Source organism: Phenylobacterium sp. T106 (genome assembly GCF_057219735.1).
Genome location: NZ_JBXVWA010000007.1, coordinates 179554 through 193442 on the forward strand (window position 1 = coordinate 179554; position 13889 = coordinate 193442).

Sequence of the window (13889 nt, forward strand, 5' to 3'; positions counted from 1 at the left end):
AGAGGGCGGCTCGGCGGTCGCGCGGGCCGGCCGGTCGTTCCATTGAGCTCCGGCAGCGCGGCTGCCGTCGGCCCTCGCTTCACCCGCAACGCAGCGTGCAGGCTGACGCCGCCCTCTCCCGACCCTCTCCCTCTCCGGCTACGCCGGGGGGAGAGGAGGTCTAGATGCAGCACACGCTCGAACAGTTCTTCCGCGCCCTGCGCGCCGCGGACGTCCGGGTCTCGCCGGCCGAGGCGATCGACGCCTCGCGCGCCGTGGCCGTGACGGGTTTCGCCGACCGCGCGCTCTTCAAGGATGCGCTGTGCGCGACTCTGGCCAAGTCGGCCGACGAGGTCGACCGCTTCGACTCCGTGTTCGAGACCTTCTTCGCGCGCGAGCCGGTATCGATCCCGCCGCCTTCGGCGTCGCCCCAGGGCGAGCCCAGCCAGGAGGACCTGGCCGCCGCCGAGTCGAGCCCGCTCGCCCAGGCGGTGCTGACGGGCGACAACGCGACCATCCAGCAGACCATGGAGGAGGCCGCCCGCCGCGCCGGCGTGGCCGAGATCCGGCTCAGCACGCAGCGCTCGCGCCTCACCCGGCGCCTCCTCGAGGAGATGGGCCTGGAGGAGATCGAGAAGATCATCGCCAACGCCCGGCGGTTCCCCGAACAGCAGGGCCTCGCCGAGCGGCTGGACCAGGCGCGGCGCGACCTGTTCGCCGAGGCCCAGGCCTACGTCGGCCGCCAGCACGACCTCTACGCGGCCGCCTCGGCCCAGGCGCTGCGCGAGGAGCGGCTGGCCCGCAAGCAGCTGAACGCCGACGGCGGCGTCGACCCCGTCGACTACCAGCTCATGGCCGCCCTGGTGAAGAAGATGGCCAAGCGCCTGGCGGCCAAGTACTCGCGCCGCCGCCACGTGGCGCACAAGGGCCACCTGGACGTCCGCAAGACCCTGCGCCGAAGCCTCGCCTACGGCGGGGTGCCCTTCGACATCCAGTTCAAGGTCAAGAAGGTCGACAAGCCTTCGATCGTGGCGATCTGCGATGTGTCGAAGTCGGTGGCCGCCGCCGCGCAGTTCCTGCTGACCTTCCTCTATTCGCTGAACGAGGTGGTGGACCGGCTGGAGGCCTTCGCCTTCTCGGGCCGGCTGATCAGCGTGAACGACATCCTCGACGACCACGGCGTCGAGCAGGCGATCTTCAAGGTGCTGCAGGAGATCGGCTTCCAGCAGACCGACTACGGCCGCGCCCTGCAGGACTTCTCGGAACAGCATCTCGACAAGCTGGACCGGCGCACCACCGTCATCATCCTGGGCGACGGGCGGTCCAACTTCGCCGACCCCCGGCTCGACCTGATGCGCGAGATCCACGATCGCTCACGCGCGGTGATCTGGCTCAACCCCGAACCCGAGAGCTACTGGGGCCAGGGCGACAGCGTGATGAACCGCTACGCCCGCTTCTGCCACGTGGCCAAGCAGTGCGGCACGATCGAGCAGCTGGAGCGCATCATCGACGACGTGCTCAGGAGCTACGTCCCGCACTGACGTCGTCGGCCCGCTTGCGGCGCAGGAAGGCGGAGATCTCCTCCTGCCGCGCGCGACCGATGGCGTAGGGCAGGAACACCAGCGCGCCGATCACCGACAGCGTGGCGGGGATGAAGCCCCACGCCAGGATCAGGCGGTGCACCATGTCCTCCGAGATCACGGCGCCTACCTGCGCGCCCACGTGACGGGGGAAGCTCATCAGGTCGAGGGCGAAGCCGCCCAGCATGGTGCCCAGGCCTCCGGCGGCCTTGCCCGCGAAGCCGAGGCCCGAGAAGTAGAGCCCCTCGCGGCGCTCGCCGAACATGAACTCGTGCTCGTCGGCCGCGTCGGCCATCATCGACGGCAGCGCGATGAAGATCAGGCCCGTGCCCACGCCCACCACAAGGGTGGTCAGGATCAGCCAGGGCAGCGCCTCGGCGCCGGTGGGCGCGAAGACACCCAGCGCCCGCAGGGTGGGCAGCACCATCCAGGGCACGATCACCAGGGCGAAGCCCAGGAGCATCGCGGTCTTCTTCTCCATGCGACGCAGCAGCAGGGGCGTGATCGGGATGCCGGCCGTGATGCCCAGCAGCAGGGCGTAGGAGATGAGCTGGATGGTCCCGGCCGGGAGCTTCCAGACAAAGACGAAGGTGTGGTTGTTCAGCGCTGCGTTCAGTCCGGCCGAGCTCGAGAAGATCAGCATCGAGAAGAACAGGACGCGAAACGAGGGGTTGCCGAAGATCTCGCGCATCTCCGTTCCGAGGCGCGGAAGCATCGGCGTGGCGGGCGTGAGCGGCCTGGGCAGGGTGGCCGCATACCGCCAGATCCCCGCGCAGCTCGCCAGGGCGCCCACGAGGATGAGGGCCGCCACCGTCCAGCCGAACGCCGGATAGGCCTCGCGCCGCTGCAGGCCCGCCTCGCCGGTGAAGAAGAAGCTGAAGGCGATCCAGGTGATGAGGACCGTCGCCAGGATGCCGCCCAGCAGGCGGTACGACACGATCCGCGCCCGCTCGACGTAGTCGTCCGACATCTCGCCGCCGAGCGTGAAGTAGGGGATGTTGAACATCGAGGCGAAGGCGCGCACGCCCATCTTCAGCAGCGTCAGCCACAGGAACAGCATCAGCGGCGCAAGCGCCGGGGGCGGGGCGAACAGCAGCCCCAGAGTCACGAAAGTGAGCGGCGCGCCTGCGAGCATGACCGGAAGACGCCGGCCGAAACGCGAACGCACGCTGTCGGACCATGAGCCGATGAAGGGGTCGAAGAATGCGTCCAGGCACATGCTGATGCCTAGGGCCAGGCCCACCAGGGCGCCCGAGAGGCCCAGCACGGCCGTGTAGTAGAAGAAGACGAAGCCGTTCGCCGCGAGGTAGCCGGACTCGACCACCTGGCCCACGCTGTAGAAGAACTTGACCGAGCCTGGGGGCTTGCGGTGGCTCTCGGCGGCGTGCTCCGCCGGTCCGCCGGCGGCGTCCTCTGCGATGGCCATCGTTGCTTGCGGTCCCCTCGTCGCCGAACGCTAGTGTGGCATCGACCGCTGCCGGCGCAGCGCGGCGATGATCTCGCCGTGGCGGGCGCGGCTGATGGCATAGGGCGCGAAGATCAGCCCCCCCAGCACGCAGAGCGCGGCGCAGAATGGTCCCCAGGCGATGACCAGTCCTGCGAGGACGCTCTCGTCGATGACCGCGTCGGGCGAGCGCCCGGCCTCGCGCGGGAACTTCAGCAGGTCGAGCGCGAAGCCGCCCACCATCGTGCCCACCCCCGCGGCCGCCTTGCCGGCGAAGCCCAGGCCCGAGAAGTAAAGACCCTCGCGCCGATGTCCGAAGAGCATCTCATGTTCCTCGGCCGCGTCGGCCATCATGGCGGGATAGGCGATGTAGATGAAGCCGAGGCCCAGGCCGACGACGAGCTGAGTCACGATGAGATAGACCAGGGCTTCGTTGCCTTCCGGCATGAACCAGCCCCCGGCGCGCGCCACCGGCAGGACGGTCCAGCCCACGCAGAGCAGCCCGAGCCCCAGGCCCACAACGGCCTTCTTCTCCCAGAACCGCAGGAGGTACGGCGTGATCGGCACGCCCACCGTGATGCCGACCAGCGACGCGTAGGTCAGGAACTGGATCATCTCCGGCCGGAGCTTCCAGACGAAGACGTAGTTGTGGTTGTTCAGGGCCGCGTGGGCGCCGGCGGCGCTGGCGAACACGAGCATGGAGAGGAAGAGGATCCGGAACGACGCGTTGCCGAAGATCTCGACCAGCTCGCCCACGAGTCGTCGGGCCATCGGCGCCGGCTTCGTCTGCGGCTGCGGCAGGCTGGCGGCATAGCGCCAGACGCCGGCGAGCGAGACGAGCGACACGACGAACACGAGGGCGCCGATGCTCCAGCCGAAGGCCGGGTAGGCGTCGGGCCTCTGGAGACCGCCCTTTCCGGCGAAGAAGACGGAATAGGCCAGCGCGGTGATCACCACGGTGGCCACGATCCCGCCGAGCAGGCGATAGGCCACCAGTCGCGACCGCTCGGCGTAGCCGTCGGCCATCTCTCCGCCCAGGGCGAAGTAGGGGATGTTGAACACCGACGCGAAGGCGCGCAGCGCCCCCTTGGTCAGGGTCAGCCAGACGAAGAGCAGGAACGGCGTGATGCCGGATGGCGGCGCGAAGAGCAGCCCCATGGTCAGGAGCGTCGTGGGCGCGCCGATGAGCATCAGCGGAAGGCGGCGGCCGTACTTCGAGCGCACGCTGTCCGACCACGAACCGATGATGGGATCCAGCGCCGCGTCCACGCACATGCTGATGGCGACCGCTGCGCCCACCATGCTGCCCGAGAGCCCGAGCACGGCGGTGTAGTAGAAGAAGACGAAGCCGTTGACGGCGATGTAGCCGGACTCGACGACCTGACCGATGCTGTAGAAGAACTTCACCGACGCAGGCGGTCGAAGCTCGCCGTCGGCCCTGTCCGTGGCGGCCGCCGGGACGGCCCCCTCCTCCGCAATCGCCACGTCGTTCCTCCCGCGCGGCCTCTGTTGGCTCGACGGTACGCGCGCGAAAGGTCCTGGCAACCGTGACGCCACGTCACGGCGCGTAGAAGCGACGCTACAATGCCGTGATCACCCGCACGCGCACCAACCGAGAGAGAAGCCGCATGCCGCAGACCATCTTCATCACGGGAGCTTCCACGGGCCTGGGCCGGGCCGCGGCGGTGCTGTTCGCGTCGAAGGGGTGGAAGGTGTTCGCCACCATGCGGAACCCGGAGAAGGAGGCGGATCTCGCCGCCAGCCCCGGGATCACGCTGCTGAAGCTGGACGTGACCAGGCCGGAAGAGATCGCCGCCGCCGCGGAGGCCGCGCTGGCGGCGGGTCCCGTGGACGTCCTCTTCAACAACGCCGGCTACGGCCTCGCCGGCCCGTTCGAAGGCGCCACCGACGCGCAGCTGGTGGACCAGCTGAACACCAACCTGCTGGGCGTGATGCGGGTCACCCAGGCCTTCCTTCCGGCGATGCGCGAGCGCCGGGCCGGGACGATCATCACGACCACCTCGATCGGCGGCCTGGTCACGTTCCCGTTCAACTCCGTCTACCACGCGACGAAGTGGGGCCTGGAGGGCTGGAGCGAGAGCCTGGCGTTCGAACTCGAATCGTTTGGCATCCGGGTGATGACCCTCGCGCCGGGCGGCATCGCCACCGACTTCGCCAGCCGCTCGCTGGTGATGACCCAGCACGCCGCCTACGCGCAGGACATGGGCAAGACCTTCGCCGCCTTCTCGGATCCCGAGCGCCGCGCCGGCGGGTCCACGGCCGAACAGATCGCCCAGGCCGCGTGGGACGCCGTCCACGACGAGAGCGGCCGCGTCACCCACGTCGCCGGCGCGGACGCCAAGGCCAACTACGCGCGGCGCCTGGAGCTGGGCGTCGAGGCCTTCCGCGCCGAGATCCGCAGGATCTTCCTGGGGCGCTGAGCCGAGGCTCGCCCCCCTCTCACCTCGCGGCTAGGGCTCGGGCGAGACCTGGATCAGGAGCTTGCCGTCGTGGTTCCCGGTGAACAGGCGCTGCAGTGAATCCATGGCGCCCTCCAGGCCCTGGTCCACGTGGACCTTCCACTTCAGCTCGCCCGAGGTCACCCAGGGGATCAGCTCGGCCATGGCCTCGCCCGCGCGCGGAAGGAAGTCGGTGATGATGAAGCCGCGGATGGTCAGGCGGTGCATGAGCACGCGGACGAAGTCGGTGGGCCCGGCGGGCCTGCCCTCGTCATTGTAGGTCGAGATCATGCCGCACAGCGGCATCCGGCCGAAGTTGTTCATGCGGGACACCACCGCGTCCATGATGGCGCCGCCGACGTTTTCGAAGTTCACGTCGACGCCGGCCGGGCAGAGGCGGTCCAGGGCGGCGCCGACGTCCTCGCTCTTGTAGTCGATGGCGCCGTCGAACCCGAGCTCGCCGGTCAGCCAGTCGCACTTGGCCTTGCCGCCGGCGATGCCGATCACCCGGGCGCCCTTCAGCCGGGCGATCTGGCCGGCGATGGAGCCCACGGCGCCGGCCGCGGCGGAGACCACCACGGTCTCGCCCGGCTGCGGCCTGCCGATGTCGCACATGCCGAACCAGGCGGTCAGGCCGGTCGCGCCCAGCACGCTCATGTAGGCCGTCAGCGGCACGCCCGGCAGCTTGGGCGCCGGCATCAGGAAGGCGCCGTTGGCGATCACGTGGGTGCTCCAGCCGCCGAGGCCGGTGTTGACCACGTCGCCCTGCTGGAACCGGTCGGACCGCGAGCGCTCGACGACGCCCAGCGAGCCGCCCCGCATCGTCTCGCCGATCTGCACCGGCGGCATGTACTGGTCCTGGTCGCTCATCCAGATGCGGTTGGTGGGGTCCAGCGACAGATAGAGCGTGCGCACCAGCACCTCGCCGTCGGCGAGGTCGCGGATGGGCTCCTCCACCAGCTCCAGGTCGCCGGGGCGGATCTCGCCCTGCGGGCGGCGGCGCAGCACCCAGCGCTTCAGGTTGGCCATGTCGATCTCCTCACCAGGTGTCCACGAAGGGACGCTTCTTGCCGGCCGGCCTCGGGGGGACCGGCGAGGCCTTGAGGCCGCGCACGAGCCAGGCCCGCGTCGCGGCCGGGTCGATGACGGCGTCGATCTCGAGCACCGAGGCCACCGACAGCGCCTTGCCGGTCTCGTACATCCGCCCCACCAGCTTCTCGAAGAGCGCCTGGCGGGCCGCGGGGTCGGGCTGGGCGTCCAGCTCCTTGCGGTAGCCCAGGCGCACGGCGCCCTCCAGGCCCATCGGCCCGAACTCTGCGGTGGGCCAGGCGATGGTCATGGCCGGGGCCGAGAAGTCGCCGCCCGCCATCGCCTGGGCGCCCAGGCCGTAGCCCTTGCGCAGCACCACGGTGAACAGGGGCACGGTGAGGCTGGTGGCCGTGACCATCAGGCGCGAGCCGCGACGCACGGCGGCCTGCTCCTCGCTGGCCGGGCCCACCATGAAGCCGGGCGTGTCGCACAGCGAGAGCACCGGCACGTCGAACGCGTCGCACAGCTGCAGGAAGCGGCCCGCCTTCTCCGCGCCCTCGGCGTCGATCGCGCCGCCCAGGTGGCGCGGATCGTTGGCGAACAGGCCCATGGGCCGGCCTTCGATGCGCAGGAAGCCGGTGATGATCCCGCGCCCGTAACCGCCGCGCAGCTCGATCCAGCTGCCGGTGTCGGCCAGCGTCCGGATCACCTCCCGCACGTCGTAGGCGCGCACGCGGTTCTCGGGAATCAGGTGGCGCAGCCGGCGCTGGTCGTCGCAGCTCCAGTCGCGCAGCCGGCCCTGGAACATGCCCAGGATGTGCTTGGCGGCCGCCGTCGCGTGCGCCTCGTCCTCGGCCAGCACGTCGATCGAGCCGTTGGCGAACATCACGTCCGAGGGCCCGATCTCGTCCGGCGTGAAGACGCCCAGGCCGCCGCCCTCGATCATCGCCGGCCCGCCCAGGCCGATGTTCGAATAGCGGGTGGCGATGGTGATGTCGGCGCAGCCGAAGAAGATGGCGTTGCCGGCGAAGCAGCGGCCCGAGTTGATCGAGATCCGCGGGGCCAGGCCCGACAGCCGCGCGTAGGTGGTGAAGCTGGTGGTGTCCAGGGACGAGGCCGAGAGCTGGCCCACGTCCACGTCGCCGGGCCGTCCGCCGCCGCCCTCGGTGTACCAGATCACCGGCGCCTTCCAGTGCTCGGCGAACTCCAGCACCCGGTCGGTCTTCTTGTGGTTGAAGTGGCCCTGCGTCCCGGCGAGCACCGTGAAGTCGTACGCCAGGCCGACGCAGCGGGCCGCCTCCTCGCCGAAGAGCGCGCCGTTCACCTCGCCGACGCCCGCCACCATGCCATCGGCGGGCGTGTTGACCTGCAGGTCCGCGAGCTCGCGCCGCCGGCGCTGGGCCGCGATCGCCATGGCCCCGTACTCGCTGAAGGTGCCGGGGTCGAACAGGTCGTCCAGGTTCTCGCGGGCGGTGCGCTGGCCGCTCTTGCGCCGGCGGGCCACGGCGTCGGGCCGCGCGCCGTCGAGGGTGATGCGATGCCGCTCGACCACCTCGGCGAGGTCGGGGCGGATGTGGTCGAGATCGATCGCCGCCTCGGCGTCGTCCACCGCGCCCACCGTCTCGTCGGCCTCGATGAAGGCCAGGGGGCGGCCCTCGAACACCGTCTCGCCCATCTCGACCGCCAGGGCGCGCACGACGCCGGCCGCCTCGGCGGCGATGACGTGCTCCATCTTCATGGCCTCGAGGATCACCAGGGCTTGGCCCTTGCGCACCGTCTCGCCCGCCTGTGCGGCCAGCCCGATGACGGTGCCCTGCAGGGGCGCGCGGAGCGTCTGGGTCCCGGGCGGCGCCTGTGGCTCGGGCCGCGCGCCGCCGCCCGTCTCCCCGCGCGCCGCCGCGTCGAAGTAGAGCTTCGGGTGGGCCTCGGGCTCGTGCGCCAGATCGGCCATGTGCGCTTCGATGAAGCGGGTGTGGACCTCGCCGGCGGCCACGGCCGGATGCGCCAGCAGGTTCTGCAGGAAGGCGATGTTGGTGGCGCTGCCCTCGATGCGGAACTCGGACAGCGCCCGGTAGGCTTTGGCCACGGCGCGGCTGAGGCCCCCGGCCCCCGCATGCACGATCAACTTGGCCAGCAGGCTGTCGAAGCGCGCGCTGGTCGCGTAGCCGGCGTAGCCGAAGCCGTCCACGCGCACGCCAGGCCCGCTGGGCGGCTCGAACACCGTCAGGACGCCCCCGGCCGGCCGCGCCGACCCGTCGGCCGCCATGGTCTCGAGGTTCACCCGCGCCTGCACCGCGTGGCCCCTCGGCTCGGGCACGCGGTCCTGGGTGAGCGCCAGGTCGGCCAGCGACCGGCCGGCCGCGATCTGCAGCTGCAGCCGGACGAGATCGAGGCCCGTCACCTCCTCGGTGACCGTGTGTTCCACCTGCAGGCGGGCGTTGCCCTCGATGAAGAAGACCTCGTCGTCGGCGACCAGGAACTCCATGGTCCCCAGGCTGCGGTAGCCGGCGGCGCGGCCCAGCGCCACGCCATGGTCCAGCAACCGGCGTCGCAGCTCCTGAGGCAGCATGTCGGCGGGGGCGATCTCGATCACCTTCTGCCGCTGGCGCTGCAGCGAGCACTCGCGATCCCACAGGTGGACCACCGCGTGGCCGTCGCCGACCACCTGCACCTCCAGGTGCCGCGCGTGGGGCAGGAAACGCTCGACGTAGAGGTCGCCGTTTCCGAAGGCGGCCCTGGCCTCGGACGCGCAGCGTTCGAAGGCCGCCGGCAGCTCGGCCGCCTCGGTCACCGGACGCATGCCGCGCCCGCCGCCGCCACCCACCGCCTTGACCATCACCGGCCCGTGCTGCGCGAAGAATGCCTGGGCCGCCTCCAGGGTGGTCGGCCCGTCCGCGCCGGGCAGCACGGGCACGCCGCACTCCCGCGCCAGAGCCCGGGCCCGGGCCTTGTCGCCGAACAGCTCCAGCGTCTCGGGGGTCGGGCCGACGAAGGCCAGCCCGGTGTTGGCGCAGGCCCGCGCGAACGCGGCGTTCTCGGAGAGGAAGCCGTATCCCGGGTGGACGGCGTCGGCGCCGGCGTCCTGCGCCGCGGCCACGATCTGCGCGATGTCGAGGTAGGCCGCCGGACCCGATCCCTTCAGCGCGACGGCTCGATCGGCCTTCTTGATGTGCAGCGAGGCCGCGTCGTCCTCGGAGAACACGGCGATCGTCGCAACGCCCATCTCCGCGGCCGTGCGCGCGATGCGGACGGCGACCTCTCCCCGGTTGGCGATCAGCAGTGTCTTCAACGGTCATCCTCACGGGCGCGGGCGGGGGGCCATCATGCGCACCGCGGCGGTCCCGCCAAGCCTGACGTACCGTTAGCTCAAGAATGGCCGTCGCCGCGCCGGGACTGGACGGCGCGGCCTCGATGGTTCGCTATGCCGCAAGCTCGAAGGAGACGGGTGATGAAGCATTCGATCGGGTGGGCGGCCGTGGCCGCGTTGCTGATCGTGAGCCCTGTGGCCGCCGCGCCCAGGACCCCGGCCGCCGCAGACCTCGCGCCGGTCGGGAACCTGCAGGTCACCGAGGCCGCCTACCAGGGACGCAAGGCCGTACGCGTCGAGGACCTGGGGCCGCCGAACGGCCAGACCGACAAGCTGGTGCGGCTGAAGGGCGCGACGTTCGGGAACGGCGAGATCGAACTGTGGGTGGCCGGCTCGCCCGGGCCGGGCGCCAACACCGGCGCGCGCGGCTTCGTGGGCGTGATGTTCCGGCTGTCCGACGACGGCAAGGCGGGCGAGGCCTTCTACCTGCGTCCGACGAACGGCCGGGCCGAGGACCAGGAGCGGCGCAATCATGCGGCCCAGTACATCTCGGCGCCGGACTGGCCCTGGGAACGCACCCGGCGCGAGACGCCCAGCCGCTACGAGGCCTACGTCGACCTGGAACCCGGGCGCTGGACGCGGATGCGGATCGTGGTGGACGGCGCCCGCGCGCGCCTGTTCGTGGACGGGGCGTCGCAGCCCACGCTGATCGTCAACGACCTGAAGGGCGGCGCCGACCGCACCGGCGGCGTCGCGCTGTGGATCGGCCCCGGTACGATCGCCCACTTCGCGGAGGTGGACATCCGGCCGAAGTGACCGCTGGGCCGGAGGCTCGCCGCCAACAGTTTCGTCCCGGCGGCCGGGACCCAGATCCACGTGCGGGATCGTGACGGGAAGGGCTCCGAGACTGCCGACCCTGCTTCGGAGCCATTCCATCTGGATCCCGGCTTTCGCCGGGACGACCGGGTCGTGAGTGGAGGTGCTGGAGCTTGACCCGGCGCGACGCCAGCGATTCCAACAGCTTCCGATCGTCCCGGCGAATGCCGGGACCCAGGTCCACGTGCGGGATCGTGACGGGAAGGGCTCCGAGACTGCCGACCCTGCTTCGGAGCCATTCCATCTGGATCCCGGCTTTCGCCGGGACGACCGGGTCGTGAGTGGAGGTGCTGGAGCTTGACCCGGCGCGACGCCAGCGATTCCAACAGCTTCCGATCGTCCCGGCGAATTGCCGGGACCCAGATCCACGTGCGAGACCGTGACTGGAAGGGCTCCGAGACTGGCCGACCCTGCTTCCGAGCCATTCCACCTGGACCCCCGGCTTTCGCCGGGATGACCGGGGGGTAGATAAGGGCGCTAGGCCTTCAGCATGTCCGGCGTGATCGGCAGCGAGCGGATCCGCTTGCCGGTGGCCGCGAAGATGGCGTTCGTGAGCGCCGGGATCGCCGGCGGCAGGGCGGGCTCGCCCAGTCCGGTCGGCGGGAACTCGGTCTTCAGGAACTTCACCTCCACTGGGCACGACTCGGCGATCCGCATCAGCGGATAGTCCGTGAAGTTGGACTGCTGCGTCGCGCCGCCTTCGATGGTGATGGCCTGGTGCAGCGCCTCGGAGAGGCCGTCCAGCACCGAGCCCTGCACCTGGTTCAGCGCCCCGTGCGGGTTGATGATGGTCGAGCCGACGTCGGCGGCGACCCAGACCTTCTTCACCCTCACCGAGCCATCGCCCGCGACGGCCACATGCGCCACCTCGGCGAAGTAGCCCTGGTGGCTGTAGTAGCAGGCGACGCCCATGCCCTCGCCCTTGGGCAGCTTGCCGCGGTTGGCCCATCCGGACATCTCGCCCACGGCCTTGAGCACGCCGCGCATGCGGCCGGCGCCGTAGCGGGCGGGCGCCTCGCCGACGACTTCCTGGTCGCCCAGCAGCTTGATCTGGAACGCCAGCGGATCGGCGGACGCCGCGTGCGCCATCTCGTCGATGAACGACTGGAACACGAACGCCAGGGCGTTCGACCCCGGCGCCCGCAGCGGCCCCGTGGGCACGCCGCACGGGATCATCGAGATGTCGTACTTCACGTTCGGCACGAAGCGCGCCGGGAACTCGGCCGCGGACATCCCCGCGCTGGGGCTGGGCTGGCCGGCGGTGTTGTTGGTGAAGGTGACGAAGTGGTCCTGGAGCGCGACCAGGTTGCCCTGCGCGTCGACGCCGCCCTTCAGGAAGTGGTACCCGCCCGGCCGGTAGTGGTCGTGGGCCATGTCGTCTTCGCGGGTCCACAGCAGCTTCACCGGCGCCCCGGCCTCGCGGGCCACATAGGCGGCCTCCACCATGTAGTCGTTGGCCAGACGACGGCCGAAGCCGCCGCCGCCGCGGATCATGTGGATGGTGATGTCGTCGGGCTTGATCCCCAGAGTGCGGGCGCAGAGCTGGCGGCCGGGTTCGGGGTTCTGGGTGGGCGCCCAGATCTCGAGCTTGCCGTCCTTCCACTCCGCCGTGCAGTTCTGCGGCTCGAGGTTGGCGTGGCTGAGGAACGGGTAGCTGTAGGCCGCCTCGACGGTCCTGGCCGCGCCCTTCAGCGCCGCCGCCACGTCGCCGTCGTTGCGGGCGTTGCGCTGCGGCTGGCCCGCGTTGAACGCCGCCGCCTGCTCGGCGAAGGCCTTCGACGACTGCGCCTGGGTCGGATGGTCGGCCCACTTCACGTTGAGAAGGTCGCGCCCCTTCTTGGCGGCCCACCAGCTGTCGGCGACGACCGCCACCGAGGGCAGCAGGCCCTGGCCGGTCATGCCCGTCGGGAACAGGCCGTTCGGGTCGCCCTCGATCACGAAGGCCTTCTTCACGCCCTTGACCGACTGCGCCGCCGCGAGGTCGGCGCTCGCGACCTTGGCGCCGAACACCGGGGCCTTGACGATCGAGGCGTACAGCATCCCGGGCCGGCGCACGTCGATGCCGAACAGCGGCTCGCCCTTCACGATCTTGGCGACGTCGTACTGCGGCACCGCCTTGCCGATGATGCGGTAGGACTTGGGGTCCTTCAGGGTGAGCGACTTGGGATCCGGCGGGGTCACGCTGGCGCAGGCCATGGCCAGCGAACCGTAGGTGCGCTTCTTGCCCGAGGGCTTGTGGATCACGCTTCCGGGCTCGGTGACGCAGTCGGCGGGGCCGCAGTTCCAGGCGGTGGCCGCGGCCTGGATCAGCATGGCGCGGGCCACGGCGCCGACGCGGCGCAGTTCGTCCCAGTGCAGCGGCGTGGCCATCGACCCGCCGGCGAACTGGCGGCCGAACGCCTTGGGATCGTTGTCGGCCTGCTCGATGCGGACATCCTCCCACGCCACGTCGAGTTCCTCGGCGATCAGCATGGGCAGCATGGTCTTCACGCCCTGCCCCACCTCGGGGTTCTTGGCGGTGATGGTGACGATGCCGTCGGGCGCCACGCGCACATAGGCCGACAGCGGCTTCACCGCGGCGTCCTGGGCGTCGGCCTTGCCGGCGATGGCGAAGCCCAGCGTCAGGCCCCCGGCGCCCACGGACACCAGAACCTCGCGGCGATTGGCCTTCACGTCATGATAGGTCATCGATCAGGCCTCCTTCTGGCCGGAGGCGCGCTTGATGGCGGCGCGGATGCGGACGTAGGTGGCGCAGCGGCAGATGTTGCCGTTCATCGCCTCGTCGATCTGGGCGTCGGTCGGCTTCGGCGTCTTCGCGAGCAGGGCTGTGGCGCTCATGATCTGGCCGGCCTGGCAGTAGCCGCACTGGGCCACGTCCAGCTCCATCCAGGCGGCCTGGACCTTCTTGCCCACCGGATTGGCGGCCATGCCCTCGATGGTCGAGATCTTCGACTTGCCGACGCTCTCCACCGGGATCTGGCAGGACCGCATGGGCTGGCCGTCGACGTGCACGGTGCAGGCGCCGCAGGCCGCGACGCCGCAGCCGTACTTCGTGCCCACCAGGCCGAGGGTGTCGCGCAGCACCCACAGGAGGGGCGTGTCCCCCTCCACGTCGGCGCTCAGCGCCTTGCCGTTCACGTTCAGGGTGTAGGCCATGGCCCCGATGTCTCCGTCCGCTTCACGCAATGCTACCCCGCGGCGCGTGCGCGTCAAAG

At 70.7% G+C, this 13889-nt stretch carries 9 protein-coding genes; 3 read left to right on the top strand and 6 right to left on the bottom strand.

Annotated features, from left to right (window positions below; translation table 11 throughout):
- Window positions 1-164: 164 nt before the first annotated feature.
- Window positions 165-1520: a vWA domain-containing protein gene (locus AC2D8W_RS16645; RefSeq protein ID WP_484672464.1), complete on the top strand. Its 1356-nt coding sequence runs from the start codon at window positions 165-167 to the stop codon at window positions 1518-1520.
- Here AC2D8W_RS16645 and AC2D8W_RS16650 read toward each other — a convergent pair.
- A complete protein-coding gene (locus AC2D8W_RS16650; protein ID WP_484672465.1) occupies window positions 1498-2985 on the bottom strand; it encodes an MFS transporter in 1488 nt (495 codons plus the stop codon). The genes AC2D8W_RS16645 and AC2D8W_RS16650 overlap by 23 nt on opposite strands.
- 30 nt (window positions 2986-3015) lie before the next feature.
- The gene (locus AC2D8W_RS16655) at window positions 3016-4488 is read right to left on the bottom strand and encodes an MFS transporter (RefSeq protein WP_293480804.1); all 1473 of its coding nucleotides are present in this window, start codon (window positions 4486-4488) and stop codon (window positions 3016-3018) included.
- A 143-nt stretch (window positions 4489-4631) separates the two neighbouring features.
- Here AC2D8W_RS16655 and AC2D8W_RS16660 point away from each other — a divergent pair, with 143 nt between their 5' ends.
- Entirely contained in the window at window positions 4632-5444 is an 813-nt protein-coding gene (locus tag AC2D8W_RS16660; protein WP_484672466.1) for an SDR family oxidoreductase, read from the top strand.
- A 30-nt stretch (window positions 5445-5474) separates the two neighbouring features.
- Here AC2D8W_RS16660 and AC2D8W_RS16665 read toward each other — a convergent pair whose 3' ends face one another.
- Window positions 5475-6491: an NADP-dependent oxidoreductase gene (locus tag AC2D8W_RS16665; RefSeq protein ID WP_484672467.1), complete on the bottom strand. Its 1017-nt coding sequence runs from the start codon at window positions 6489-6491 to the stop codon at window positions 5475-5477.
- A 10-nt stretch (window positions 6492-6501) separates the two neighbouring features.
- Complete coding sequence (locus tag AC2D8W_RS16670) at window positions 6502-9780, bottom strand: carboxyl transferase domain-containing protein (protein WP_484672468.1); 3279 nt, start codon at window positions 9778-9780, stop codon at window positions 6502-6504.
- A gap of 159 nt (window positions 9781-9939) precedes the next feature.
- Between AC2D8W_RS16670 and AC2D8W_RS16675 the strand changes: the two genes are divergently transcribed.
- On the top strand, window positions 9940-10614 hold the full coding sequence (locus AC2D8W_RS16675; protein WP_484672469.1) for a LamG domain-containing protein: 675 nt from the start codon (window positions 9940-9942) through the stop codon (window positions 10612-10614).
- A 537-nt stretch (window positions 10615-11151) separates the two neighbouring features.
- On the opposite strand, the gene AC2D8W_RS16680 is transcribed toward AC2D8W_RS16675, so the two are convergent.
- Both AC2D8W_RS16680 and AC2D8W_RS16685 read right to left on the bottom strand, forming a co-directional pair.
- Window positions 11152-13362, bottom strand: a complete 2211-nt coding sequence (locus AC2D8W_RS16680; protein ID WP_484672470.1) for a xanthine dehydrogenase family protein molybdopterin-binding subunit — start codon at window positions 13360-13362, stop codon at window positions 11152-11154.
- Between the two features lie 3 nt (window positions 13363-13365).
- Window positions 13366-13830 (bottom strand): (2Fe-2S)-binding protein, encoded by a 465-nt coding sequence (locus tag AC2D8W_RS16685; RefSeq protein ID WP_484672471.1) that lies wholly within the window; start codon window positions 13828-13830, stop codon window positions 13366-13368.
- Window positions 13831-13889: the final 59 nt, after the last annotated feature.

Coding starts and splice junctions, on each gene's coding strand:
- AC2D8W_RS16645 (WP_484672464.1), top strand. CDS start 165: ATGCAGCACACGCTCGAACAGTTCTTCCGCGCCCTGCGCGCCGCGGAC.
- AC2D8W_RS16650 (WP_484672465.1), bottom strand. CDS start 2,985: ATGGCCATCGCAGAGGACGCCGCCGGCGGACCGGCGGAGCACGCCGCC.
- AC2D8W_RS16665 (WP_484672467.1), bottom strand. CDS start 6,491: ATGGCCAACCTGAAGCGCTGGGTGCTGCGCCGCCGCCCGCAGGGCGAG.
- AC2D8W_RS16675 (WP_484672469.1), top strand. CDS start 9,940: ATGAAGCATTCGATCGGGTGGGCGGCCGTGGCCGCGTTGCTGATCGTG.
- AC2D8W_RS16685 (WP_484672471.1), bottom strand. CDS start 13,830: ATGGCCTACACCCTGAACGTGAACGGCAAGGCGCTGAGCGCCGACGTG.
- AC2D8W_RS16660 (WP_484672466.1), top strand. CDS start 4,632: ATGCCGCAGACCATCTTCATCACGGGAGCTTCCACGGGCCTGGGCCGG.
- AC2D8W_RS16680 (WP_484672470.1), bottom strand. CDS start 13,362: ATGACCTATCATGACGTGAAGGCCAATCGCCGCGAGGTTCTGGTGTCC.